The organism is Pseudomonas sp. F3-2, assembly GCF_038804275.1.
Classification (GTDB): Bacteria; Pseudomonadota; Gammaproteobacteria; order Pseudomonadales; family Pseudomonadaceae; genus Aquipseudomonas.
On sequence record NZ_CP152388.1, the window covers coordinates 4,122,302 to 4,144,720 of the forward strand.

General features: G+C 61.8%; 16 protein-coding genes. 1 reads left to right on the forward strand and 15 read right to left on the reverse strand.

The features are described from left to right. Nucleotides 1-8: 8 nt before the first annotated feature. From AAGQ88_RS18665 to AAGQ88_RS18735, 15 genes are all read right to left on the reverse strand, one after another. Entirely contained in the window at nucleotides 9-941 is a 933-nt protein-coding gene (locus AAGQ88_RS18665; protein ID WP_177182061.1) for a ketoacyl-ACP synthase III, read from the reverse strand. Between the two features lie 332 nt (nucleotides 942-1,273). Further along, nucleotides 1,274-2,326, reverse strand: a complete 1,053-nt coding sequence (gene pseI / locus AAGQ88_RS18670) for a pseudaminic acid synthase (protein WP_342653216.1) — start codon at nucleotides 2,324-2,326, stop codon at nucleotides 1,274-1,276. An 89-nt stretch (nucleotides 2,327-2,415) separates the two neighbouring features. Next, nucleotides 2,416-3,486, reverse strand: a complete 1,071-nt coding sequence (gene pseG, locus AAGQ88_RS18675; RefSeq protein WP_342653217.1) for a UDP-2,4-diacetamido-2,4,6-trideoxy-beta-L-altropyranose hydrolase — start codon at nucleotides 3,484-3,486, stop codon at nucleotides 2,416-2,418. After that, complete coding sequence (gene pseF, locus AAGQ88_RS18680; protein ID WP_342653218.1) at nucleotides 3,486-4,232, reverse strand: pseudaminic acid cytidylyltransferase; 747 nt, start codon at nucleotides 4,230-4,232, stop codon at nucleotides 3,486-3,488. The genes pseG and pseF overlap by 1 nt, the downstream gene beginning before the upstream one ends. An 11-nt stretch (nucleotides 4,233-4,243) precedes the next feature. After that, the gene (gene pseC, locus AAGQ88_RS18685) at nucleotides 4,244-5,410 is read right to left on the reverse strand and encodes a UDP-4-amino-4,6-dideoxy-N-acetyl-beta-L-altrosamine transaminase (RefSeq protein WP_342653219.1); all 1,167 of its coding nucleotides are present in this window, start codon (nucleotides 5,408-5,410) and stop codon (nucleotides 4,244-4,246) included. Then, entirely contained in the window at nucleotides 5,407-6,408 is a 1,002-nt protein-coding gene (gene pseB / locus AAGQ88_RS18690; protein ID WP_285425840.1) for a UDP-N-acetylglucosamine 4,6-dehydratase (inverting), read from the reverse strand. Before pseB ends, pseC begins: the two co-directional genes overlap by 4 nt. 24 nt (nucleotides 6,409-6,432) lie before the next feature. Further along, the gene (locus tag AAGQ88_RS18695) at nucleotides 6,433-9,360 is read right to left on the reverse strand and encodes a TIGR00180 family glycosyltransferase (RefSeq protein WP_342653220.1); all 2,928 of its coding nucleotides are present in this window, start codon (nucleotides 9,358-9,360) and stop codon (nucleotides 6,433-6,435) included. A 393-nt stretch (nucleotides 9,361-9,753) separates the two neighbouring features. Next, nucleotides 9,754-13,353 (reverse strand): glycosyltransferase, encoded by a 3,600-nt coding sequence (locus AAGQ88_RS18700; RefSeq protein WP_342653221.1) that lies wholly within the window; start codon nucleotides 13,351-13,353, stop codon nucleotides 9,754-9,756. A 123-nt stretch (nucleotides 13,354-13,476) separates the two neighbouring features. Beyond that, entirely contained in the window at nucleotides 13,477-15,081 is a 1,605-nt protein-coding gene (locus AAGQ88_RS18705; RefSeq protein ID WP_342653222.1) for a flagellar hook-associated protein 3, read from the reverse strand. A 13-nt stretch (nucleotides 15,082-15,094) separates the two neighbouring features. Continuing rightward, nucleotides 15,095-17,113, reverse strand: a complete 2,019-nt coding sequence (flgK, locus tag AAGQ88_RS18710; RefSeq protein ID WP_342653223.1) for a flagellar hook-associated protein FlgK — start codon at nucleotides 17,111-17,113, stop codon at nucleotides 15,095-15,097. Between the two features lie 10 nt (nucleotides 17,114-17,123). Next, on the reverse strand, nucleotides 17,124-18,395 hold the full coding sequence (flgJ, locus tag AAGQ88_RS18715; protein ID WP_342653224.1) for a flagellar assembly peptidoglycan hydrolase FlgJ: 1,272 nt from the start codon (nucleotides 18,393-18,395) through the stop codon (nucleotides 17,124-17,126). Between the two features lie 10 nt (nucleotides 18,396-18,405). Then, nucleotides 18,406-19,515 (reverse strand): flagellar basal body P-ring protein FlgI, encoded by a 1,110-nt coding sequence (locus tag AAGQ88_RS18720; RefSeq protein WP_093459732.1) that lies wholly within the window; start codon nucleotides 19,513-19,515, stop codon nucleotides 18,406-18,408. A gap of 13 nt (nucleotides 19,516-19,528) precedes the next feature. Beyond that, nucleotides 19,529-20,242, reverse strand: a complete 714-nt coding sequence (gene flgH / locus AAGQ88_RS18725) for a flagellar basal body L-ring protein FlgH (RefSeq protein ID WP_285425827.1) — start codon at nucleotides 20,240-20,242, stop codon at nucleotides 19,529-19,531. A gap of 120 nt (nucleotides 20,243-20,362) precedes the next feature. Beyond that, nucleotides 20,363-21,151 carry a flagellar basal-body rod protein FlgG gene (flgG, locus tag AAGQ88_RS18730; protein WP_093459735.1) on the reverse strand — a complete coding sequence of 263 codons (789 nt, stop codon included), beginning with the start codon at nucleotides 21,149-21,151 and terminating at the stop codon, nucleotides 20,363-20,365. 47 nt (nucleotides 21,152-21,198) lie between these two features. Beyond that, nucleotides 21,199-21,939 carry a flagellar basal body rod protein FlgF gene (locus AAGQ88_RS18735; RefSeq protein ID WP_285425826.1) on the reverse strand — a complete coding sequence of 247 codons (741 nt, stop codon included), beginning with the start codon at nucleotides 21,937-21,939 and terminating at the stop codon, nucleotides 21,199-21,201. 270 nt (nucleotides 21,940-22,209) lie between these two features. On the opposite strand from AAGQ88_RS18735, the gene AAGQ88_RS18740 reads away from it, so the two are divergent. Then, nucleotides 22,210-22,389 carry a hypothetical protein gene (locus AAGQ88_RS18740; protein ID WP_342655902.1) on the forward strand — a complete coding sequence of 60 codons (180 nt, stop codon included), beginning with the start codon at nucleotides 22,210-22,212 and terminating at the stop codon, nucleotides 22,387-22,389. The last annotated feature ends 30 nt before the right edge of the window (nucleotides 22,390-22,419 follow it).

Sequence of the window (22,419 nt, forward strand, 5' to 3'; positions counted from 1 at the left end):
GACTCAGTTCACGGACGATAAAGGATCGCCGATCCCCATGACAACCCGACGCCGAAACCACTGACCGCGATGCGCTTCCAGCTGGAGTTGAGCACGTGCTTTTCGAGCAGCAGCGGAATGCTCGACGATACGGTATTGCCGGTCTCCAGCATGTCCTTGACGAATTTCTCGGGCGCCTTGCCGTCCTCGAAGCGACGCGCGACGGCGTCGACGATGGCGGCGCTGCCCTGGTGGATGCAGAAGGCATCGATGTCGCTCGATTGCAGCCCTGAATCACTGAGCAGCTCGTTCAGATGCGCCGGCACCTTGACCAGCGCGAAGTTGAACACCTGGCGACCGTTCATGAAGAACGCGCCATCGGTCGTCTTGAGGAATTCCGCACCCGAGCCGTCGGTGCCAAACATGGATTTGCCCAGCTGCCACGGCGCGTCTTCGCCCAGCCAGGTCGCCGTGGCGGCGTCGCCAAAGAGCATGGTGGTGTTGCGGTCTTCAGGGTCGACGATCTTCGAATAGGGGTCGGCAGTGATCAGCAGGCCGTTTTTCAGACCGGCGGCTTCCATGAAGCCCTTGATCGCATAGATACCGTAGACGTAACCGGAGCAGCCCAGCGAGATATCGAACGCGGCCACGCGGGTGGTCAGACCCAGCTTGTGCTGAACGATGGCGGCGGTGTGCGGCAGCCCTTCCTCGTCGCCGTTCTGAGTGACGACGATCAGCACATCGATGGCGTCGCGGGACAGGCCGGGGTTGTTGGCGAACAGCTGGTTCGCGGCTTCGACGCACAGATCCGAAGTTTCCTGAGCGTCATCCTTGCGTGGCAGAAAAGCAGAACCGATCTTGCCCAGGATGAACTCTTCATCCTTCCCGAATTTGGCACCCTGCGCGTAATTGTCAACGCCGGCTGCAGGCACGTAACTCGCTATGCTTTTAATGCCAATCATCATGGCTTCCCAATAAAAAACTGCTGAACATCACCCGGCGCCCAGAGGCGGGGCATTGAAAATCTGGGGCTTGAGGCCCGAAAAAAAGGCAACGGGAAAGCGACGGCGCGCCCAGAAAGTCTCTGGAATCAGCCTGATGCCTTCACTGCCTGCAAGCACGATACAGTGAAGATGCCCGTTATGACTCATAGGTCACCAAAAGTTTTACAAGCTTTTAGCTGACCGATGAGTGCTGTGCAAGGGCGGATTGGACTTCAGACAGGCAATTGACATGAAGATGTCACGCGATTGTGGCGCAAGCGCATTGCCCTACGGCGCAGGCCCATTGCGCGTCAGCCGATCGCATCCCAGCTCAGTGCCGTGCCGCGCAGCAACGCGTGCCGGGCCTTGCGACCGAGTACGGCATCGATGTGTTTGGGCGCAAGCCCCAGCCCCGGCCGGATGGCGCGCACATTGTCCTTGCTGAAGGCTTCGCCTTCGGCGATGTCGCGCACCACGTAGAGCGAACGACGGTATTGCAGCGACTTCTGTTCTGCCTGGGTGGCGCCGTACTGCACGTGACCCAGGCCTTGCCAGGCACGTTCGGTTTCAGTGACCAGGCTGGCCATTTCTGCAGGTTCCAGCGAGAAACTGGCGTCCACGCCGCCTTCGGCCCGGTCGAGGGTGAAGTGCTTTTCGATGACCGTCGCGCCCATCGCCACCGCGGCCACGGAGACGCCGACGCCCATGGTGTGATCGGACAGCCCGACCTGGCAGCCGAACAGCCCGGCCAGATGCGGGATCGTGCGGATATGGCTGTTGATCGGCGTGGCCGGATACGTGCTGGTGCACTTGAGCAGGACCAGATCCTTGCAGCCCGCTTGCCGCGCGGCGCGCACGCTCTCATCGAGCTCGGCGACGCTGGCCATGCCGGTGGAAATGATCATCGGCTTGCCGGTCGCCGCCACTTTGCGGATCAGCGGGATGTCGGTGTTTTCGAAGCTGGCGATCTTGTAGGCCGGCACATCGAGGCTTTCCAGGAAGTCCACGGCGGTCTCGTCGAACGGCGTGGAAAACGCCAGCAGGCCCAGCTCGCGGGCACGGGCGAAAATCGGTGCGTGCCATTCCCATGGCGTGTGCGCCTGCTCATATAACGCGTACAGCGACGTGCCCGCCCACAGGCTGTTCGGGTCCTTGATGAAGAACTCGCCTTCGGCGATGTCCAGCGTCATCGTGTCGGCGGTGTAGGTCTGCAGCTTCAGCGCGTGGGCGCCCGCCCTGGCCGCAGCTTCGACGATGCGCAGCGCCTGCTCCAGCGACTGATTATGGTTGCCGCTCATCTCGGCAATGATGAAAGGCGGGGCATCGGGACCGACCGTCCGCGATCCGATCTTGAATTGACTCATCGTCGCTCACTCGTGCAATGACGCTCGACCGGCAGCACGCCGGTCAGAAAAATATGTCGGGCAGTGCGCCGCGCGCCCTGCCCTGTCCGTCAGTTATCGGCAGCTGCGGCCAACGCATCAGCGATGCGTCTGGCCCCGCGACCGTCCACCAGCGCGCGGGAACGGTCGGCGTACGCCTGACGCAGCGCAGGATCATCGCGCAAATTCGCTACGGCCGAGGTCAGCCGCTGCGGCGCCAGGTCCTGGTGAGGGCCCAGATACAGGTGCACGCCTGCATCGGCGAGCAGTTGCGCATTGAGCTGCTGATTGTTGGCCACGGAAATGCAAAGGGTCGGCAAACCCAGCGCCGCTCGCTCCCAAGTAGTCCCGCCGCCTGCGCCAATGAACAGATCGGCCTGCTGCATCAGCGAAAAAAAGTCGCTGACCTGGGTGTACAAGCGCCAGCCCGGATGCGCGTCCACCCGTGCACTCATTGTCTGCCAGTGCGGGTTGTGCAGGCCGGCGACGAAATCCACCTGCAAATCGGCAAATCCCTGCAGCGCCAGCATCGTGGCATAGACCTGCCCCGCCGCATCGAAACCACCGAAGTTCACCAACACCCGCTCAACCTTCGGCCTGATCGGGATGGGTTCGCACTGAAACTCGTCGCGCATCAAGGCGAAACGCGGGCCGAGAAAGGTCTGGCATCGCGCGTCAATCCATCGGGCGTAAGGCGTGTCCAGCGCCTGAGCGGTGTAGTTCTGGTCCAGCAGTACATCGACCGCGTGCGGTCGGTTGGCCAGATCGTCGATCGCCATCAGCCGTCTGGCGAAGGGCCGTGCGGCATTTTCCCAGCGCGCGTCCAGCCCGTAGTGATCGACGATCAGCCAGTCGAATTTCGCCACGTCACCCACTTGCGCCGCGAGAGCGTCGATATCCTCTTGCCAGGGCAGGAAAGACTCGATGGTTGCGCCTTGCGACTCCCGCTCATAGCGTTCAGGCAGCGGATAGGTGATGAACGACTGCTCGGCCAACCGCTGAAGCAGATGCCCCGGCAACTGTCGACAGGCGAAGCGCACATCGGCGCCGTCGCAACGCAGCACGTTGGCCAGGGTCACGCAGCGGGCGATATGGCCGCTGCCGATGGTCATCGAGGCGTCGGCGCGGATCAGTACACGCATCAGTCCAGTTCTCCGCCAGCCTTGAGGGCTGCATAAAGGTATTCGGCGCGCAACCAGTCCTGCGGCTCATCGATGTCCTGCACCAGATGCCGGGGCAGGACCACCGGCAGGCTCAGGTCCGAGTAAACCGCGTCGCCACGTAACCAGGCCTCGCTGCGCCCCCAGTAGAACTGCGCCGCATCCTGGTAAGCGGCGGGCAAATCCTGCGAGCGCACGTTGCGAAACTCCGGGTACAACGCCTGCAGGCTGCCCTGCTCGTTGATGGTCAACGCGCGCTGCACCGGGAAGCCGAAGCTGGACACCGCAAACGCGAAGGACTTGTCCGGCGCGCCGTGCAACGCGTCCAGCCCCTGACGCAGAAAACGCGCTTGCAGCAACGGCGCTGTCGCGTAGAGGCAGCAGGTGTAATCGAAGCGCTGCTGCACCGTGCCAATGGCGTGCTGGATGACGGCGACGGTGCCGGTGTGGGCATCGGCGAGGTCGGCCGGGCGCATGAACGGCACCTCGGCACCGTAAGCGCGGGCGACCTCGGCGATGCGCTCGTCGTCAGTGCTGACGATGACCTGATCGAACAGGCCGCTGTTCAACGCCACGCGGATGGACCGCGCGATCATCGGTTCGCCGTTGAAGGGTTTGATGTTCTTGCCGGGAATGCGCTGGCTGCCGCCACGCGCGGGAATGACCGCCAGGGCGCTCCCGACCTTCTTTCCCTGCCAGAGTCGCTCGTGTTCGGTCAGCTCGCGCATGCGCATTCCATTCAGTCAGATTCGACCAACAGTCGCTTGAGCTGGTCGATCACAAAATCGTGTTGTTCGTCAGTCATCGCCGGAAACAGCGGAAGGCTGATGGCCTCGTGGTAATAGGCCTCGGCCTGCGGAAAATCGCCGGGGCGAAATCCAAGGTCGCGATAATACGGCTGCAGATGCACCGGGATGTAGTGAAGGTTGACCCCGACGCCCGCCTCGCGCAAGCCCTCGAACACTTCGCGGTGACTCAGGCGCAGGCGCGCAGTCTGCAGACGCACCACATACAGGTGCCACGCCGACTCGGCGTCGGGCTCGGACGTCGGCAGTTGCAAGGCAAGGCCCGCCAGTCGCGTCTGATAGCGCTCGGCAAGCTGGCGACGTCGGGCGAGAAACCCGTCGAGCTTGTTCAGCTGCGACAGACCGAGCGCCGCCTGCATGTCGGTGATGCGGTAATTGAAACCCAGCTCGATCTGCTGGTAGTACCAGGGGCCGTGGCTCGGTTGGTCCATGTGCGCCGGATCGCGGGTCATGCCGTGGCTGCGCAGGCGCTGTAAACGCTCGGCCAGCTCGGCGCGATTGGTCAGCACCAGCCCGCCCTCGCCAGTGGTGACGATTTTCACCGGGTGGAAGCTGAACACCGTCATGTCAGCGAACTCACCACAGCCCACCGGCCGTCCTGCGTACCGTGCACCGACTGCGTGGGAGGCGTCTTCGATGACCACGAAACCGTAACGACGCGACAGCGCCGCGATCTGGCGCATGTCGCAGCTCTGCCCGGAGAACGCCACCGCGACCAGCACGTTGGGCAGCGTTGCATCACGTTCGGCGGCCTCAAGCTTGAGCGCCAGCGCGTCCACGTCGATGTTCCAGGTGAGCGGATCGATGTCGACGAAATCGACAGCGGCCCCGCAGTAACGCCCGCAGTTGGCTGATGCAAGAAAGGTGTTGGGGCTGGTCCAGAGTCGGTCGCCCGGCCCCAGCCCCGCTGCCAGACAGGCGATGTGCAGGGCCGCCGTCGCGTTGCACACCGCAACGCCATAGCCCGCTTCACACCGCTGCGCCATCGCCGCTTCGAAACGTTCGATGGTCGGCCCCTGGGTCAGCCAGTCGGACTTGAGCACCTCGACCACGGCATCGATGTCCGCCTGATCAAGGCTCTGCTTGCCATACGGAATCATGGCTTGACGTCGGCATGCAGCTCGCCGATCTGGCGGACCGAGAGAAACTCGGGGTTGGTGTCCGAGCGATACTCGAAGTCATCACTCACCGCCTGACCTTTTTCGCCGGTGGCATCGGTGGCGAAATCGGTGTCCACGTTGTTGAAACGGATCGACGGCACGATGGTGTAGTGATCGCCGAACTCCAGCGTCATGCGCGCATCGTCCTGCGGCACCATCAGCTCGTGCAGCTTTTCACCGGGCCGGATGCCGACGATTTTGTGCGGCAGATCGGCGGCCATGGCCTGGGCCAGGTCGACGATGCGCACCGATGGAATCTTCGGTACGAACACTTCGCCGCCGTGCATGCGCTCGAAGCTCTGCATCACGAAATCGACGCCGTGATCCAGGGTGATCCAGAACCGGGTCATGCGCGGATCGGTGATCGGCAACTCGTGAGCGCCGCCCGCGATCAGTTTGTTGAAGAACGGCACGATGGAGCCCCGCGATCCGGCGACGTTGCCGTAGCGCACCACGGCGAAACGCGTCTGCTCTTCGCCGCCGATGTTGTTGGCGGCGACGAACAGTTTGTCGGACAGCAGCTTGGTGGCGCCGTACAGGTTGATCGGGCTGGCCGCCTTGTCGGTGGACAGCGCGATCACTTTCTTCACGCCGTTGGCAATGGCCGCCGCGATGATGTTCTCGGCGCCATTGACGTTGGTGCGGATGAACTCGGTGGGGTTGTACTCCGCCGCCGGCACATGCTTGAGCGCCGCCGCATGCACCACGTAATCAATGCCGCGCATGCCTTGCTGAAGACGCTCGGCATCGCGCACATCACCCAGAAAATAACGCATGCACGGCGCGTTGAATTCCTGTTGCATCTCGTATTGCTTGAGCTCATCGCGAGAGAACACCACCACGCGCCGGGGCTGATAACGCGCCAGCAGCGTGCGGATGAACTGGCGACCGAACGAGCCGGTCGCGCCTGAGATGAACACTGATTTACCGTTGAACATGACTGCGTCCTATACCCACCAGCATCAGGCTGGCAACTGCGCCCATGTCAATCGATCGGCACCACCGAGGACGAATGTCGTACCCTTTTGGGCCAGGTTCTGGTTGTAGGCCTGATCGTGGGCGAAGCTGTCGGCCCACTTGTCACGCAGCGCCGCCAGGGCCGCCGGCGCGTCTGGCACGATGCCCGAGTGAATGACCTGAACCTGCGGCGTCCAGACCGTCATATGCCCGGACTGACCGACTTTCAGGCACAGATCGACGTCGGCGAATGCACCGTCGAAATGCTCATCCAGGCCCTGGACTTGCTCGAACAGCACTTTGCGCACCATCAGGCACGCGCCCGAAACCGCCGAATAGCTCTGCTCCAGCGCCAGACGGTTGAGGTAGCCCGGCGCACTCATGGCCTGGCCTCTGAACGCTGCGCGGATGCCTTGCTGACCGCCTAGCACCAGACCGGCTTGAGTCACCAGGCCTTGGGCATCGGTGAGCTTGACCCCGACCACACCCACTTCCGGGCGCAAGGCCTGATTGAGCAGCGAGCCGATCCAGTTCGGGTTGACCACCTCGGCGTCGCCGGACAACAGCACTAGGTATTCGCCCTTGGCCTGTTGCGCGGCCAGATTGACCAGCGCGGTGGCGGTCGCCACGTTGTCGTCGGTGATGATGCGGGTACGCCCGCCAGGTTTCTGCTGGGTCTTGAGCCAGTTCAGCGTCAGCTCGGACACCTGCTGACCGGCCACCACCAGCACTTCGTAGGCGGTGTAGCGGGTTCGGTGCATGACGCTGTTAAGGCAGCGTTGCAGCGCGGTCAAGTCGTCGTAGGCCTGGACGATGATCGACACCTGAGGACGCTGGTTGTGGCGATAGTCCACCTGCCAGGTGCCCGGCAGAGCCGAACTGACCAGCGCCTGATAACCGCGGGTGTTTAAGTGACGCATCAGAGTCTGCCGCTCGTGATCGTTGTCTTGCACAGGCAACGCATCGCTGATCAGCAGCGGTTCATCCAGATGGGCAAGCCCGGCCAGGCCTTGCTGTTCGATGATGCGCAACAGCAGGTCGAACTCCAGGGCGTCGCTGTAATCGGCCGAGTAGCCGCCCACGCCGAGCAGTACTTCGCGACGAATCAGCCAGTGACGCGCCATCAGGGTCGGGGCACTTTGCAGCAGGTCCAGGTTGAAACCCGGACGCAATACATCGACCAGCGCGCCGTTTTCCAGGCGCTGGATTTCATCGACCGACACCGCATGCAAAGGCCCTGCACCGTGCAGCTCGAGGCCGGCACGCAGCAGGCCGGTCGGGGTGAACGCATCGCCAGCGTGGGCCAGAAGCAGCCAGTCGCAATTGAGCTGTCGAGCGCACTGGTTGAGCTTGTCCACATAATTGCTGGCGCTGACTTTGACAAAGTGCACGGTGTTATTGATCTGGGTCGCCACGGGCGGCTCGCCGATGGTCAGCACGACGATGCGGAAGGCCTTGGAGAAACCTTCGAGCAGGCTGTCCAGGGTCACCTGCAGCTTGTCCATGTCGTCATCCAGATCTAGCAGCAGCAGGCCGAACAATGGACCGCCGTTGTCGCCCGCCAGGTATTCGGTGATTGCCTGGACCTGCGCCGGTTCAGGGCTGCGCGTGGCCAGCCAGTTGAGCAAATGACCCGACTGCATGCCGTCGAGGGCTTGGCGGTGATCGAAGGCTGGCAGGCTCTGCAAACGCTGGTGCCAGTCCTGAACCAGCTGCGCGTCGACCTCCTCGTTCTGGATTAACAGCTCCTGTGCCAAGCTTTTGACGACGCGACGGTTGAATGGGTTGAGCGCCATCGCCGCCCACAGACGGTTGACCACGGTCTCCGGCACGTCGTTATCGTGACCTTGCAGCAATTGTTGCTGGCGAACCCAGACGCCTTCGAGCTGCTCCAGTTGCAGACCACCGGCCGGCAGGCCGTGGATCAGCAATTCAAAGTGGGTCAGCTGATCGAAAAACGCCTGGTTGTAGAACGGCATCTCGACGTATTGGCGCGGCTCGAAACGGCGCTCCGGCGTCGGCGTAGGCTCGGTCCAGTCGGAATGAAACAGACGTTCCAGGACCAGCGCGGTGCTGTTGCGCAGGCTGTCGGCGAGAGTTGCATAACTTTCGTTGACGAATGCCTCGGCCAAAGCCGGGTCAACGTCGGCAATACGCGATAACCGCTCGGCCAGCACGCCAGTGAAGCCGTCGCGCTCTTGCGTGGAGTGGGCATCCTGCCAGATCAATGCCTGGAAGATGCCGCGCTGCACGCCGCGATCGCGGGAGTCGGACTCACGCACTGCGTAAGGGATATCCAGCAGCCGCGCTTTGGCACGCGCCAGCATGTAGAACGCGTGGCCGATTTCCTGCCACTGCTCGCTGGCATCGTGCGGCAATACGCTGAACCACTCCTGCAGCAGCGAGGTGCGCGTAACGGCGTTGAACGGCGGAATGTATTGCGAGAAATATTCCAGCACGCGCTGCTGGCCGCTGGTAGCGCTGTAGTCTTCCTGAACCTTTTTGTCGCGACGCAGGTATTGCACGCCGGTGGCGCTGGCCTCGTACATCAGGCTGTAGCCGTGGCACAGGCCGTAATCGGGCTGGACCTGAAGAAAGTCCACCGCCTGAACCAGGGCGTCATGCACGATGAAGTCGCCGTCGCCTGCAAACAGCATAAAAGGCGTGGTGACATGTGACAGGCCATGGGCGACCCCGGCGGTCATCGCGCTGCTCGTGTACTGCGGCAGGTGCAAGTATTGAGTGGTAGCCGAGGCTTCATCGAGAAAGGCTGGCGCCGTGCTGGAACAATCCAGCACCAGCAATTTGCACGGTATTGTCCGGTAGTGCTGCAGCACCCTGCGCAGGTGGGCTGGCCGGTCCTGAGTGACGACGACGACGGTCAACGAGTCGTTGAGCGTGGACAGACGATCGATGGGCAAAACGTTGTTCATATCCGATTCCTTAAACCCGGCCAATTAGCCTCACGCAGAGAAAACAACATTGATCCGCAGTACGGACAACGCCGACCCAGATCGACAAGTCATCGACACAGGTATGCAGCCGACCGGGCGCCCGCCGCGCAAGCGGCTTGCAAAGGGGGCGCCAGAGAATTGGCTGACTGGGACGGGGTATTGCAGGAAACGCGCCAGCATTTAATCCGTTTGCCGGGCGCAGGCACTGGGTAGGCGTGGCGCTGGCGGGCTCAATCGCGCCGCGGCTGACTAAGCGGCTCGACAGTCAAGCTACAGGCGTGAGCGTGCTCGCGACGCTTGGATGCATTGCCCAGGCGCAGGCCCGAGCTGGCGCCATCGCGAGCACCCCTGCAAGGTTTGCCTTGAGGTCAATCAGTCGGCCAGCCAGCCGTTTACCCAGTGTTGCAGGTTGTCATCACGCAGCATGAAATCGCGACGTACCGCCTCGCGCAGCGCGTCGCCCTGCCGATAGCTGGCATCGGGGTCGGCCAGGTGGCTGCGAATCGCATCCAGCCACTCGGCGGTGCTGTTGGTGATGATTTGAGTGCGTGGCAGATAACCGGTATAGGCCGCTGTCTCGGTGCAAATCACTGGGTAGCCGCACGCGCCGTACTCCAGCAGCCGCAAGTTGCTCTTGCAGTCGTTGAAGATGTGCTGTTCGAGGGGCGCCACGGCTAGGTCCAGATTCAGGCTAGCCAGCTTCTGCGGATAGACCGCCAGGTCGACGATGCCATGGAACTCATGCACGTAAGGCCGCAGCACGTCCGGGCACATGCCGAAAAACACCCAGTGGACCTCGTCCGCCAGTTCGCGGACGACCTCGGCGATGATCTCCAGGTCGCCGCGGTGACTGGTGCCGCCGCCCCAGCCGACACGCGGCTTGCGGGCGGTGCGGCGCTGACTGCTCAGCCCTTCCCAGAGCGCAGGGGTCAGCATGTTGGGGACGACGCGGATGTCATCGTGCATCGACGACAAGGCGTCGGCCAACGGATGCGTGGACACCACCACCCGATCACACAGCGAGATGCCGCGTCGTACCAGACGCTCCATCTCCTTGCTGTCGGGCATGCCGCGGATGTGCTCGTTCTTCTTCGGTACATGGATGACGTAGTCATCGAGCTCGAAAATTCGTCGAGCATTGGAGAAGGTCTTCAGGCCGACGATTTCGTTGACCCGGTCCTCGCTGTAGCGACCTTGCAGGACCATGATGTCGGGCGCATGGCGTTCGACATCGATCATACTCGGCTGATTGTAGCTCACCTGTCCGACCACTCGGCCGGCCGACTCCAGCGCATCCAGCGGCTCGGTGACACGGTAGTGACCAATGGCCGAGGCGTTGATTGGCAGGGCAAGGATTTTTGGCAACTGTGGTTTGGAAAACGGAGTCCAGCCGGTATTCAGGCCCGGTTCGAGGCCGAAACTGGTAGCCCCCAGGCTGGTCAACGAAAGGTTCGGGTTGTAAGCCGGATCACGGGCCACCAACGGCAGCCAGCGCAGGTAGAAACGTTCTTCTTCCTCGGCCCGCAGCTGCAACCATTCAGGGCTGCGCACGGTCTTGGGCTGGGAACCCTGGGCAAGCAAGGCATGGGGCGTCCAGACCACCAGGTAACCCTGTTCGCGTATGCGCAGGCACAGGTCAACCGCATTCAGGCTCAGCGCAAAATCGGATTCACTCAAGCCGCCCAGGCTGTCGAACAGCGACTTGCGCACCAGCAGGCAATCACTGCCCACCGCGCTCAAATCATGCACTACCTGCAGACGCTGCATGTAGCCAGGCGCGTGCAGCGGCTCGCCGGAGAACGGAATCCCGGCCGGCCCATGCAAGCCCAGAATCAGCCCGGCGTGGATCACATCTCCGTCAGGGCCGAAGAGCTTGGCGCCTGTCACCCCGACCTCGGGCCGACGCGCTTGATTGAGCAACTCATCTAGCCAGTCGCCGTGGGTCACCACCGAGTAGGGGTTGAGCAGCAATAGGTACTCGCCCCGCGCGTCTTGCGCTGCGGCGTTATACAACGCGGCATTGCCTGCCTGTTCGGGCAGGCTCAAAACCCGCAGGCGACTGCTGTCCAGTTGTTCCATGGCGGCGAGCCAGGCCAGCGTGTCCGGATGTTCGCTGCCGTTATTGACGATCAGCAATTCGTAGTGGGAGTAGGCGGTCTTCTCCAGCAGGCTTTCGACACAGCGCTGCAGCGGCGGCAATTGGTCCTTGATGATGAGGATGATCGAGACCAGCGGCTGCCGGTCGTGGAGGTAATGGATACGATTGATCAACGGCAGATGGGCATCGCGGTCGATCAGATGCGCCACGCCACAGCGCTGCAGATGCGCCTGGATCACTTCCAGGCTCTGGGTCTGGACCTCGTCCAGCCCCAGCCATTCGGACAGCGAGAACTGCGATTCCACTGCCAGTTCGCTCAAGTGCCCGATGGCCTGGTCGCCATCGGCCTCGAACAGCCGCCACAGTACGTCGTGTGGCGCCAGCAGACCGAAGCGGCTGTCCAGCCCGCCCACTTGCAACAGGCTGTCGCGATCGAATGCCAGGCACCTGCCGATATAGGGATAGCTGCGCAGCAGATCCAGGTTGAAGTCGGGCTTGAACACCGGCTCGGCCGATTCGCCTTCAATCAACGCACCCTCATCGGTGTACAGGCAGCGCAATCGAGGGTTCATCGCCATCCGTTCAGCCAGCATCAGCAGCGCCGGCTTGACCAGACGATCACCGGCACGCAACAGGTAGATCCATTGGGCGCCATCGAGTTGCGGCAGCAGCGCATTGAGCTGGGCGAACGGGTCGCTCTGCAACGGCAAGCTGAAGACCCGGCCCTGCAGGCAGGGCTCCTGGCAGACACTGGACAGCACCAGGGTCAGCTCAGGCTGATACAACTGATCGTCCAGGCTTTGCAGGGTGATATTCAGACTCGACCGGCTGCCGGTCTGGTCGATGATCACCGGCACGATTTTCGGACGCGCTGGCCAGTGGGAAATGGTGTTGGGCAACTGCGCCTGCTGAACGTCGGTCAGAGTCCGGCAGGCCAGCCACTCGGCATACAGCTCGGCGAAGCTCTCGCTGCTGGTGCCCACTCGCCACGCCTGGGTGGTCTGCTTGGTGCCTAGGGCGCGGGACAGCGACAGCTCTTCCCAGACCCGGCCATCCATTTGCACACCGTTCAGGGGTTGGTAGCGCACCCAGCCCTTGCCCAGCGCCGGATCTCCGCTGCGCGCTTTGAGCATCTGAGTCAACCAGTCGCGCTCGGTGTCGAGCAGGTCTTTCATCACCTGTTGATGGCTCAGGCGACCTGGATGCAGACGCTCCACACCCAGCACATTGTTGAGCACGACAACGTTGCCTCGACGCATCATGCAGACGTACAGCGCAAGGTCGAGCAAAGCGGCGAAGCAGTGCCCGGGCTGGGTCAGCGCCGGCAGGAACTCCAGCAGGTCCTGGCGACGGAACAGTGCGCTGCTCAGGCCGCCAAGGAAGTTCAGAGGGAAGGTCTCGATGATCCCCAGCAAGTCTTCGCCCTTGAACACTGCACTGGTCGGTGACAGCGCGGTGTTTTCCAGGCGTGACGGGAGCTGGGCGTCGTCGGCGTCCCAGAACAGGCGCTGGGACAGCACCAGCGTCACGTCAGCGTGCGCCGCTAGTTGCTCGGCCTGCATGGACACCGACTGCGGGAATATCTGATCGTCGTCGCAGAGAAATTTGACGAAGTCGCCACGGGCCTGGGTCAGGCACTCGCGAAGGTTGCCGACAAAGCCCAGACGCTGCGGGTTGCGCTGGTAACGCATGGGCACCGCGCTGGATTTGGCGAATGTATCGAAGATCGCCGGGATGTGGTCACCACGAGAATCGTCACAGACCACTACTTCGATATTGGCGTAGCGCTGGATCAGCGCGCCTTGCAGCGCCCGCTGAAAGAACACGGCATTGAAGGCGGGAATGAGGATGCTAACAAGAGGAGCTGAATTCACGGGGATAAACTCATAGGCGGCAAACCGGGATGATGTTTTCACCCTGCCGAACCGCCGAAGATAACGGTTGGCGCGCTGCCCTGGCAGCACCGGAAAACGCCGGCACCGCCAGTGATCAGGCGCTTAGAGCTTGCTGAACAGGTTCAACGCGGACAGCTGGGTGAAGACCAGCTGAGACGCCTGCAGCATGGTTTTCTGCAGGGTCAGCCGCGCGATCGCATCAACCGGATCGGAAGCGGTGATGGTACCGGCCTCGGTGGTGCCATTGTCGATCAGGTTCTGGTTGGTCACCCCCTGGTCGGTGGACGTCCGAGCCCGGGCACCGCCATCGCTGGTGGCTTCCAGGATTTGGTCGGAGGCGCTTTTCAGGTTGCCGATGGTCGATGTCAGCGTGGCCTGGAGCTTCTGAGTGGCCACCGGGTCACCGTCAACCGGGCTGTTGAGCGCAGTAATCGCCGCCGACAACGTGTTAAGGATGTTCTGCGTCTGCTGGGTCGAGGACTGGGCGCTGAACGTATCGCCGTCCGCCACGGTGGGCGGGTTGCCACTGAGTGTGAACGTCACCCCCGCTGCCACCGCCTGGTTGGCCACCGGCGATCCGCTGAGACTGCCGGATGCCACCTTCTGGCTGCTGCCCTCTACGTAGGGTGCGGCGTACAGCTCGTAATCGCTGGAGCTGGTGAAACGCAGCACCGCGCCGCCGTTGGGGAACGTGGTGTTGAACGCGTCCTGATCGGTGACTGTCGATGAAGTGATGGCCGAGCTGCCTGGCGAATTGGTCGGCAGGCGCGCGGTGCTGACCGTGCTCGGCGTCACGGCTAGGGTGAAGGTGTGATCCTTGACCGCGTCATCGGCGTTGCCAGTGGTCGCACGCTGGGCATCGGTCAGGTTGATATTGAGGTTCAACTCCAGGCCGCGGAAACCGATGGCCTGGTTCGACGCACTGCTGGAGTCGAACTTGCCTGCCGAAGTCGCCTCGGCCGTCACGTCCTTGTTATCCTTGTCAAGGATCTGATACTGGGTGCTGCTCAGGAATGTGATCTGGTACGGCTGGCCTGAGGTGAACTTGCTGTCGTAGGTCGCCGCATTGCTGACGCTGCCGCCGGACAACGAAATTACGCCATCGTCGGCGCCAGCAGTCAGGGTGGCCGAGGTGCGCGTGGTGTTCACGGCCTGCTCGAATGCGTCCCAGCCGGTGGTGTTGCTAGCCATTGAAATACCGCTGCCGATGCTGAGCATATTGCGCGTCTGGTCGCCCTGGTAGCTGTAGGTGCCATCGGGGTTGATCGCGTACGGCGCAGTGGTGGATTTGGAACCGGAGAACAGATAGGCGCCGCTGGCATCCTTGCTGTTCATCAGGCCCAGGATCTGGCTCTGCACTTCCTTGAGTTCCGCGGCGTTGGCCTGGCGGTCCTTGTCGGTGTAGGTGGCGTTGCTGGCCGACAGCACCAGTTCCTGGGCGCGCTGGATGGCCGAGGTGATGGAGGTCATCGCCGTCTCGGTCTGCACCACGTTGGTATTGATAGTATCGATGTTGGATTTGTACTGATTGAGCATCGAGCCCATCTGCTGCAATTGCAGGACGCGCGCGGCGCCTACCGGATCATCGGCAGCGGTGTTGAGCTTCACCTGACTGGCGACTTCATCGCCGGTCTTGACCACGTTGGCGTAGGTACGCGAATAGTTCGAGGCGCTGGTTTCGTAAAACTGGGTCGTTGAAATACGCATGAATTACGACTCCTTAAAGACTGTTGATCAGCGTGCTGAAAATGGCCTGAGCCGCTTTGATGATCTGCGACGAGGCGGTGTAGTACTGCTGGTACTTGACCAGGTTGGCGGCTTCTTCATCCAGCGATACGCCGGAGACGCTGTCGCGCGCGGTCTTGGCCTGGGTCAGTACCGCGTTAGTCGCGGTCGCATCGTCCTTGCCTTGGGCCGCCTTGGAGCCGACGGTGGTGATCATGTTGCTGTTGGCGCCACTGAGGCTCATGCCCGTGCCAGTGATACCTCCTGTGCCCACGGTCTGCTTGGTCTGCAAACCCATGGCCAACTCTGCATTGCGGTTGTCCGAGGAGCCGGCGCCCGTCAGGTCGATGCTGAAGGTGTCGCCTGACTTTGGAAATCCGGCGATGGACAGGCTGATTTCGTAGGACTGCGCAGCACCGGTGGTACCAATCTTCAGCGAGACGGCATTGTTGGTGCCCTGGGTAATTACGCCAGTGATCGGGTTGCCATCCGAGCCCTTGACCGCCAAGCCGTTGGAGTCCAGCAGCGAGTAGGTCTGCGAGCCGTCGGCAGCCGCATCGCCCAATTTCAGGCGCATCGGCATCGAACCACTGATCCCGGTGCGCACGTCGGCGTTCACCGAGGTGGCCAAGGTCGGCTGAGTGAACGTGCCGGAACCTGAGTTGCTGGCCCCCACGGTGCCGGTCAACGGGGCGGCGACGGCAATGGTTTTCGGATCGGTCATGACGGTCTTGATGCCGTCCGCGCCGGTCTTGGTCGGGCTCAGGGTGAAGCTGTCGCCCTTGACCGAACCACCGTTGAACGCAAGCGAGAAACCGTCGATCACCGGCGCCGTGGTGTCGTTGGCATTGTAGCTGCCCATGTCCTTGCCGTCCGGCAGTCGCTTGACGTTGTACTGGCCAGCATCGTCGGTGAACGTCACCTGGTAATTGTTGGTGGTCAGCGCGCCCGAGTCGGTGATCGAGACCGCGAAGTTGCCGGAACTCTGCTCGTTGTTCTTGTTGGCGATGCTACGCTGGCTGACCAGACTCGGATCGTTGATGTCCTTGAACAAGGCGCTGCCATAGTTGCCGTTGGCGTCGATACCCTGCTGCAACTGCTGATTGACCTGATCGGCGGTAACCACTGCCAAGCGGCCCAGCTCGTTGGCGGCAGGCTGCAGTACATCACTGCGGTAGCGCAACAGACCGCCCAGCGTACCGCCGGTCACGACGCCCGATACATCGACATCGCTGTTCTGGTAGTTGAGCTTGAGCGCGTAGACGCTTGGGTCACTCGCGCTCGGCGAGGCTGTCAGCGTGTTGGCTTTGCCGCCGGTCACCAGCGGCTGGCCGGTGCCGATGTAGATGTCGTAGTTACCATTGGTTTCCACGACCTTGGCGCCCACCAGATCGTTGAGCTGGCGCACCGCTTCGTTGCGCGAATCGAGCAGCGTGTTGGGGGTGCCACCGGAGGCCTGCGCCTGGGTAATCTGCAGGTTCAGCGTGGCGATCGAAGACGCTAGGGAATTGACCTGACCGGCCACCGAGGTCATTTGGTTATTGATGCTCGCGTTCTGGTCTTTCATCTGCTGGGAGATGGAATTGAACTGAGCCGACAGCGCCGAGGCACTGGTCAAGAAGTTGGTCCGCGCAGCCGAATCGGTCGGCGTCTTGGACAGCGACTGCAGCTTGGTGAAGAAGTTGGCCAGCACGGTGCTGATACCTGTCGAGCTGTCCGACAGGATCGAGTCCAGTTTGCTGGCCTGGCCCAGATAAGCCTGGGCATCGGAATTGAGCGAAGTACTGGTCTGCAATTGGGTGTCGAGGAAGCCGTTGTAGATGCGGCGCACGTCGGACAACGTGGTACCGGTGCCGATGAAACCCACACCGATGTTCTGCTGCGCACCTGCAGTGGTCATGACCTGCTGACGCGAGTAACCGAGCGTGTCAACGTTGGCAGTGTTGTTGCCGATGGTGGTCATCGCTGCACTGCTGGCGTTCAGTCCCGAAAGCCCAATTGAAATCAGTGACATGGTTCAAACCTTATAAAGTCGTGGAAGAGCCCGATGCGGCTGCGTAGTTCTGGTAACTCTTCATCTGTTTCGCTATCTGAGAAATCTTGCTGGCATAGTCCGGGTCCGTGGCGTAACCGGCCTTTTGCAGCTCTTTCACAAACTGTTCCGGGTTATCGGCAGATTTCAGCGTGGCTTGATAGCGATTGTTGTTCTGCAGGAAGCTGACCAGATCGTGGAAGCTGCTGGCGTACGAGTCGTAGGAACGGAAATCCGCCGTTTCCTTGACCATCTTGCCGTCGCGGAACTCACTGGTGATTGCACGGGCTTCCGGACCTTGCCAGCCGGTCTGCGCCTTGATACCGAACAGGTTGTGGCTGCTGCTGCCATCGGACTGACGCATGATCGATTTGCCCCAGCCGGTTTCCAGCGCCGCCTGCGCCACCAGCACGGTCGGGTCGACGCCGATACGCGCGGCAGCATCCTTGGCCAGCGGCAGCATGGTGGCGACGAATTCGTCGGCATTGGCGAACGCCGCCTTGCCGGGTGCCAGCGGGGTCTGAACGCGACTGCGCACGAAGCTGTTGGCCTGGGCGCCAAATTCCGGGCCGATGGTCCAGTCGCCGTTACCCTGGCTGCCGGCGCGCTTGGCGGCTGCCACGGCGTTGGAGACGGCAATGCGATTTTTCAGGGTCGTCGCGCTGGTGGCCGCATCCTGACCGGCCGCCGTATTCGGCACGATGCCAGCCATGATGCGATCGCTGAGCTTGCTCGGCAGCGAGATGCGACGCGAATTGAGCGCCGCGACGTCGTTGTGCACGGCACCGTCAGTGGACGCTGGCGCCACCGAACGGCTGGCCCACAACGGACGCTGCGCAACCCGCGTGGCAAGGCCGGTCTGCGCCGGTGCCCCATCGGTTTTCGCGGCGGCATTGAGCTCGCCCGTGGCAGGCGCCACCTGAGCATTTTTGGTTTTGGAGAGCTGACGCATCAGCACGTCCTGCAGGCCGATGCCGCCGCCCTCGCGGGACATGCTGACTGAGAGCTGCTGGTCGTACATGTCCTGATACTGGCGGGTCGCGGCCGTGTTCATCGGGTTGTCCTTGGCCAACACTTCGTTGGCCGAACGCATGGCCTTGAGCATCTGGCTGACGAACAGCGACTCGAACTCCTGCGCCACCTTTTTCAGGTTCGCATCACTGTCACGATCGCCGCCGTTCTTCAGGGAGGCCAGGCGATTGAGGTCGGTGTACGCCCCCGAATCGCTGACTGTGCCTGCCGTTGAGCCAGTAGGAATACTCATCGCCCTTCCCTTAAATCACGATCAGATCGGCTTGCAAGGCGCCAGCCTGTTTCAGCGCTTCGAGAATCGCCATCAAGTCGCCAGGTGCCGCGCCGACCTGGTTGACCGCTCGCACAATCTCGTCCAGCGTGGTGCCCGGACCGAATTTGAACATCGGATGCATCTCCTGCTGCGCGTTGATCTTGGAGCGCGGCACCACGGCGGTCTGGCCGTTGGAGAACGCACCCGGCTGGCTGACGACAGGGTCTTCGGTGATGGTCACGGTCAGGCTGCCGTGGGTGACCGCAGCAGGCGAAACCTTGACGTTCTGACCGATGACGATCGTGCCGGTACGCGAGTTGATGATGACTTTGGCCGAGGTCTGACCCGGATCGATTTCCAGGTTTTCCAGCACCGACAGATAGTCGACACGCTGGTTCGGATCCAGAGGCGCCGTCACGCGTACTGAGCCGCCGTCCACAGCCTGTGCAACACCCGGGCCAAGCATGTCGTTGATCTTGTCGACAATGCGTTTGGCCGTGGTGAAGTCGTTGCGGTTGAGGTTCAGCGTCAGGGAATTGCCCTGGTTGAAGCCGCTCGGTACGGCGCGCTCTACCGAAGCACCGCCAGGAATACGACCCGAAGACGGAACGTTGACGGTGATCTTGGAACCGTCACGGCCTTCGGCGTCAAAACCACCGACGACCAGGTTGCCTTGTGCGACCGCATAGACGTTGCCGTCGATACCTTTCATCGGCGTCATCAACAGGCTGCCACCGCGCAGGCTCTTGGAGTTACCGATGGACGACACGGTGATGTCGATCTGCTGACCGGGCTTGGCGAACGGTGGCAGGTCGGCATACACGGCCACCGCTGCAACGTTCTTCAGCTGCACGGTGCCCGAGCCTGCCGGGACCTTGATACCGAACTGCGACAGCATGTTGTTGAAGGTCTGCAGGGTGAACGGCGTCTGGGTGGTCTGGTCACCCGTACCATTCAGACCCACCACCAGACCGTAACCGATCAACTGGTTGGTCCGCACGCCCGAGATGCTGGCGATGTCCTTCAGGCGCTCGGCGTGAGCGCCCAGCGCTGCGGTGAACAACAGCGCTGCCGCTATCAGTTGCTTGAACGTGATCATGGCTATCCCGGTATCAGAAAGGGAACAACGGGCTGAGGAAGAATCGGTCGAACCAGCCTGGCTGGCTGGAATCGGCGAAGGCTCCCGTACCGGAATAAGTGATTCGCGCATCGGCCACGCGAGTGGACGAAACGGTGTTGTCAGTGGCGATGTCGTCGGCACGGATGAGGCCTGCAATGCGCACCAGTTCGTCACCGGTATTGAGGGTCATCCACTTCTCGCCGCGCACCGACAGAATGCCGTTGGGCAAGACATCGGCCACCGTCACCGTGACCGAACCGGTCAACGTGTTGCTCTGAGCGGCAGTGCCGGCACCCTTGGTCGCGCGGTCGCCGCTGTAGCCGGCGTTCAGGCTCAGATCACCACTGCCCAGCGGGTTGTTGGTGTTCACGCCAGCGCCGAACAGCGAGGTCAGACCAATGCTGGTGTCGCTGGTCTTGCTGATGCTGGAGTTCGCAGCCTTGCTCGCCGCCATACGCTCGGACAGAGTGATGGTGATGATGTCACCGACCCGGTAAGCCTTGCGATCGCCGTAGAGGTTCTGCTCGAAACCGGCCTGATAGATCGAGCCATTATTGGCCGCCGACGGCAGCGGTGTTCGCGGCAACACAGGCGCGTAATAAGGGTCATTGGGTTTGGCCGAAGGCGCAACGCAACCGGTCAGCAGCGCGATACCGCAAAGCGGTGCTGCGAACAGGGAAAGCCGCAATACAGAAAGCCGTTTCATGACACTTAAAACCTCGCGGTGTAGCAGGCGTTTTCAGGCGCCCCGTCGGATTGATCAGGTGTTTCGTTGCAGGACATCAGGTGTTTCAGTTTCCGTTCACTTAGTCGCACGCGGCGCGACTTACAGGTTCTGGGTCACGTACTGCAGCATCGAGTCGGCGGTCGAGATCACTTTGGAGTTCATCTCATAGGCGCGCTGGGTGGTGATCATGTTCACCAGCTCTTCAACGGTGCTGACGTTGGAGTTTTCCAGGGTGTTCTGCTTGACCACGCCCAGACCGTTCAGGCCCGGCGTTCCCACTTGTGGCGCACCGCTGGAAGCGGTTTCCAGGTACAGGTTGCCGCCTTGCGACTGCAGACCGGCCGGGTTGATGAAGTCCGCGGTCTGGATGTTGCCGATGACCTGTGGGGTCGCGGCGTTGGCAGCGGTGGTGACCGACACGGTGCCGTCTTCGCCGACGGTGAAGGTCTGCGAATCCTGTGGCACGACAATCGCCGGCTCCAGCGCGTAACCGCTGGAGGTCACGATCTGGCCGTTCTGGTCCAGGTGAAAGGTACCGTCACGGGTGTAAGCCAGGGTGCCGTCAGGCTGACGGATCTGGAAAAAGCCACGACCGTTCACCGCCATGTCCAGCGGTTGGTTGGTGGTTTGCAGGCTGCCGGCAGTGAAGTTTTTCTGCGTGCCGACGATGCGCACACCGGTACCCAGCTGCAGACCGGAAGGCAGCTCGCTGTCCTGAGTGGACTGAGCACCAGGCTGACGCTTGATCTGATAGAGCAGGTCCTGGAATTCGGCGCGATCACTTTTGAAACCGGTGGTCGACACGTTTGCCAGGTTGTTGGAAATGGTCGTCAGGTTCATGTCCTGAGCGGCCAGACCGGTTTTCGCTACATAGAGTGCCGGAAGCATTCGTTAATCTCCTCGAGCGCCTGATTATCGGCGCAAGCTGTCAGTCATTAGCCCATTTGCAAGACGCGAGCCATCGACTCGTCATCCTGCTCGGCGGTCTTCATCATCTTGATGTGCAGTTCGAATTGGCGGGACAACGCCAGCACCGAGGTCATTTCCTCGACGGCGTTGACGTTGCTCGACTGCAGGAATCCGGACTCCACTTGCACGTTGGCATCGGCTTGCGCCGGTCTGCCATCTTTGGTGTGCATCAGACCGTCGGGGCCTTTTTCCATGTTTCCAAGGTCTGGCTTGACCAGCTTGATGCGGTCGATCTGAGCCATGACCTGAGGCGATTCACCCAAGGAGCGAACGCTGATCGTGCCGTCGGCGCCGATCTCGATCTGTTGCTGTGGCGGCACGGCAATCGGCCCGCTGTTGCCCATGACCGGCAAACCATTGCCATCACGCAACACGCCCAAGGCGTCAATGTTCATGCTGGAGGTGCGGGTATAGGCTTCGCCGCCGTCAGGTGTCTGGACCGCCATCCAGCCATCGCCCTTGACGGCAACGTCCAGTTCGCGGCCGGTATCGATCATCGAACCCTGACTGAAGTCGGTGCCCGGGCGCTCGCTCATCGCATAGGCGCGCGACGGCATGACCTCGCCAAACACCGGCATCGAGCGGGCCTGTTCAAGGTCACGCTGAAACCCGTTGGTCGAGACGTTCGCCAGGTTGTTGGCATGCGCCTTTTGCGCGATGGCGTTTTCTGACGCACCGCTCATGGCCACGTAAAGCAACTTGTCCACAGTCTTCCTCCTCCGACAGACGCTTGCCGCCTGTAGCTGTACTGCTGTGGTCATAGCAATAATCGAACCAGTTTTTCAGAGGCGCTACAAACGGCTGATTTTCCAGCAGTTACGGGCTGAAAAACCCATGCGGGCCCGCGCGGAAAATCCTGCGCGACGGCGGACCGCCGCTTTCCGGAAAATCCCGGTCGGTGGACGCCAAAAAACCTTCACGAGGAGCGATAATTGCAGCGCTTTGCTCACCGGCCTTTTTGCCAACAGGAAACTGTCATGCGTTTGCGTTTCGCCCTGTTCTTTTTCCTCACTGCCAGTTCGACTGCGGTCATGGCGGCACAAGCGCCCTATTACCTGTGGCAAGGCAAGGACCGGACGGTCTGTGCGCAGACCAGCCCCGGCAAGGGCTGGACCCGTGTGAGCAACGCGTTCGTCAAGGCCGACTGCTCGATCTGACGCCTGGGACCCACGCCGCACGACGGCGTC

Bases quoted from the DNA above. Each gene is read 5' to 3' on its own strand.
- AAGQ88_RS18695 (WP_342653220.1), bottom strand. From the start codon at position 9,360: ATGAACAACGTTTTGCCCATCGATCGTCTGTCCACGCTCAACGACTCG.
- pseI (WP_342653216.1), bottom strand. From the start codon at position 2,326: ATGAGTCAATTCAAGATCGGATCGCGGACGGTCGGTCCCGATGCCCCG.
- AAGQ88_RS18705 (WP_342653222.1), bottom strand. From the start codon at position 15,081: ATGCGTATTTCAACGACCCAGTTTTACGAAACCAGCGCCTCGAACTAT.
- pseF (WP_342653218.1), bottom strand. From the start codon at position 4,232: ATGCGCGAGCTGACCGAACACGAGCGACTCTGGCAGGGAAAGAAGGTC.
- AAGQ88_RS18720 (WP_093459732.1), bottom strand. From the start codon at position 19,515: ATGATCACGTTCAAGCAACTGATAGCGGCAGCGCTGTTGTTCACCGCA.
- AAGQ88_RS18740 (WP_342655902.1), top strand. From the start codon at position 22,210: ATGCGTTTGCGTTTCGCCCTGTTCTTTTTCCTCACTGCCAGTTCGACT.
- AAGQ88_RS18665 (WP_177182061.1), bottom strand. From the start codon at position 941: ATGATTGGCATTAAAAGCATAGCGAGTTACGTGCCTGCAGCCGGCGTT.
- flgJ (WP_342653224.1), bottom strand. From the start codon at position 18,395: ATGAGTATTCCTACTGGCTCAACGGCAGGCACAGTCAGCGATTCGGGG.
- flgK (WP_342653223.1), bottom strand. From the start codon at position 17,113: ATGTCACTGATTTCAATTGGGCTTTCGGGACTGAACGCCAGCAGTGCA.
- pseB (WP_285425840.1), bottom strand. From the start codon at position 6,408: ATGTTCAACGGTAAATCAGTGTTCATCTCAGGCGCGACCGGCTCGTTC.
- flgG (WP_093459735.1), bottom strand. From the start codon at position 21,151: ATGCTTCCGGCACTCTATGTAGCGAAAACCGGTCTGGCCGCTCAGGAC.
- pseC (WP_342653219.1), bottom strand. From the start codon at position 5,410: ATGATTCCGTATGGCAAGCAGAGCCTTGATCAGGCGGACATCGATGCC.
- pseG (WP_342653217.1), bottom strand. From the start codon at position 3,486: ATGCGTGTACTGATCCGCGCCGACGCCTCGATGACCATCGGCAGCGGC.
- flgH (WP_285425827.1), bottom strand. From the start codon at position 20,242: ATGAAACGGCTTTCTGTATTGCGGCTTTCCCTGTTCGCAGCACCGCTT.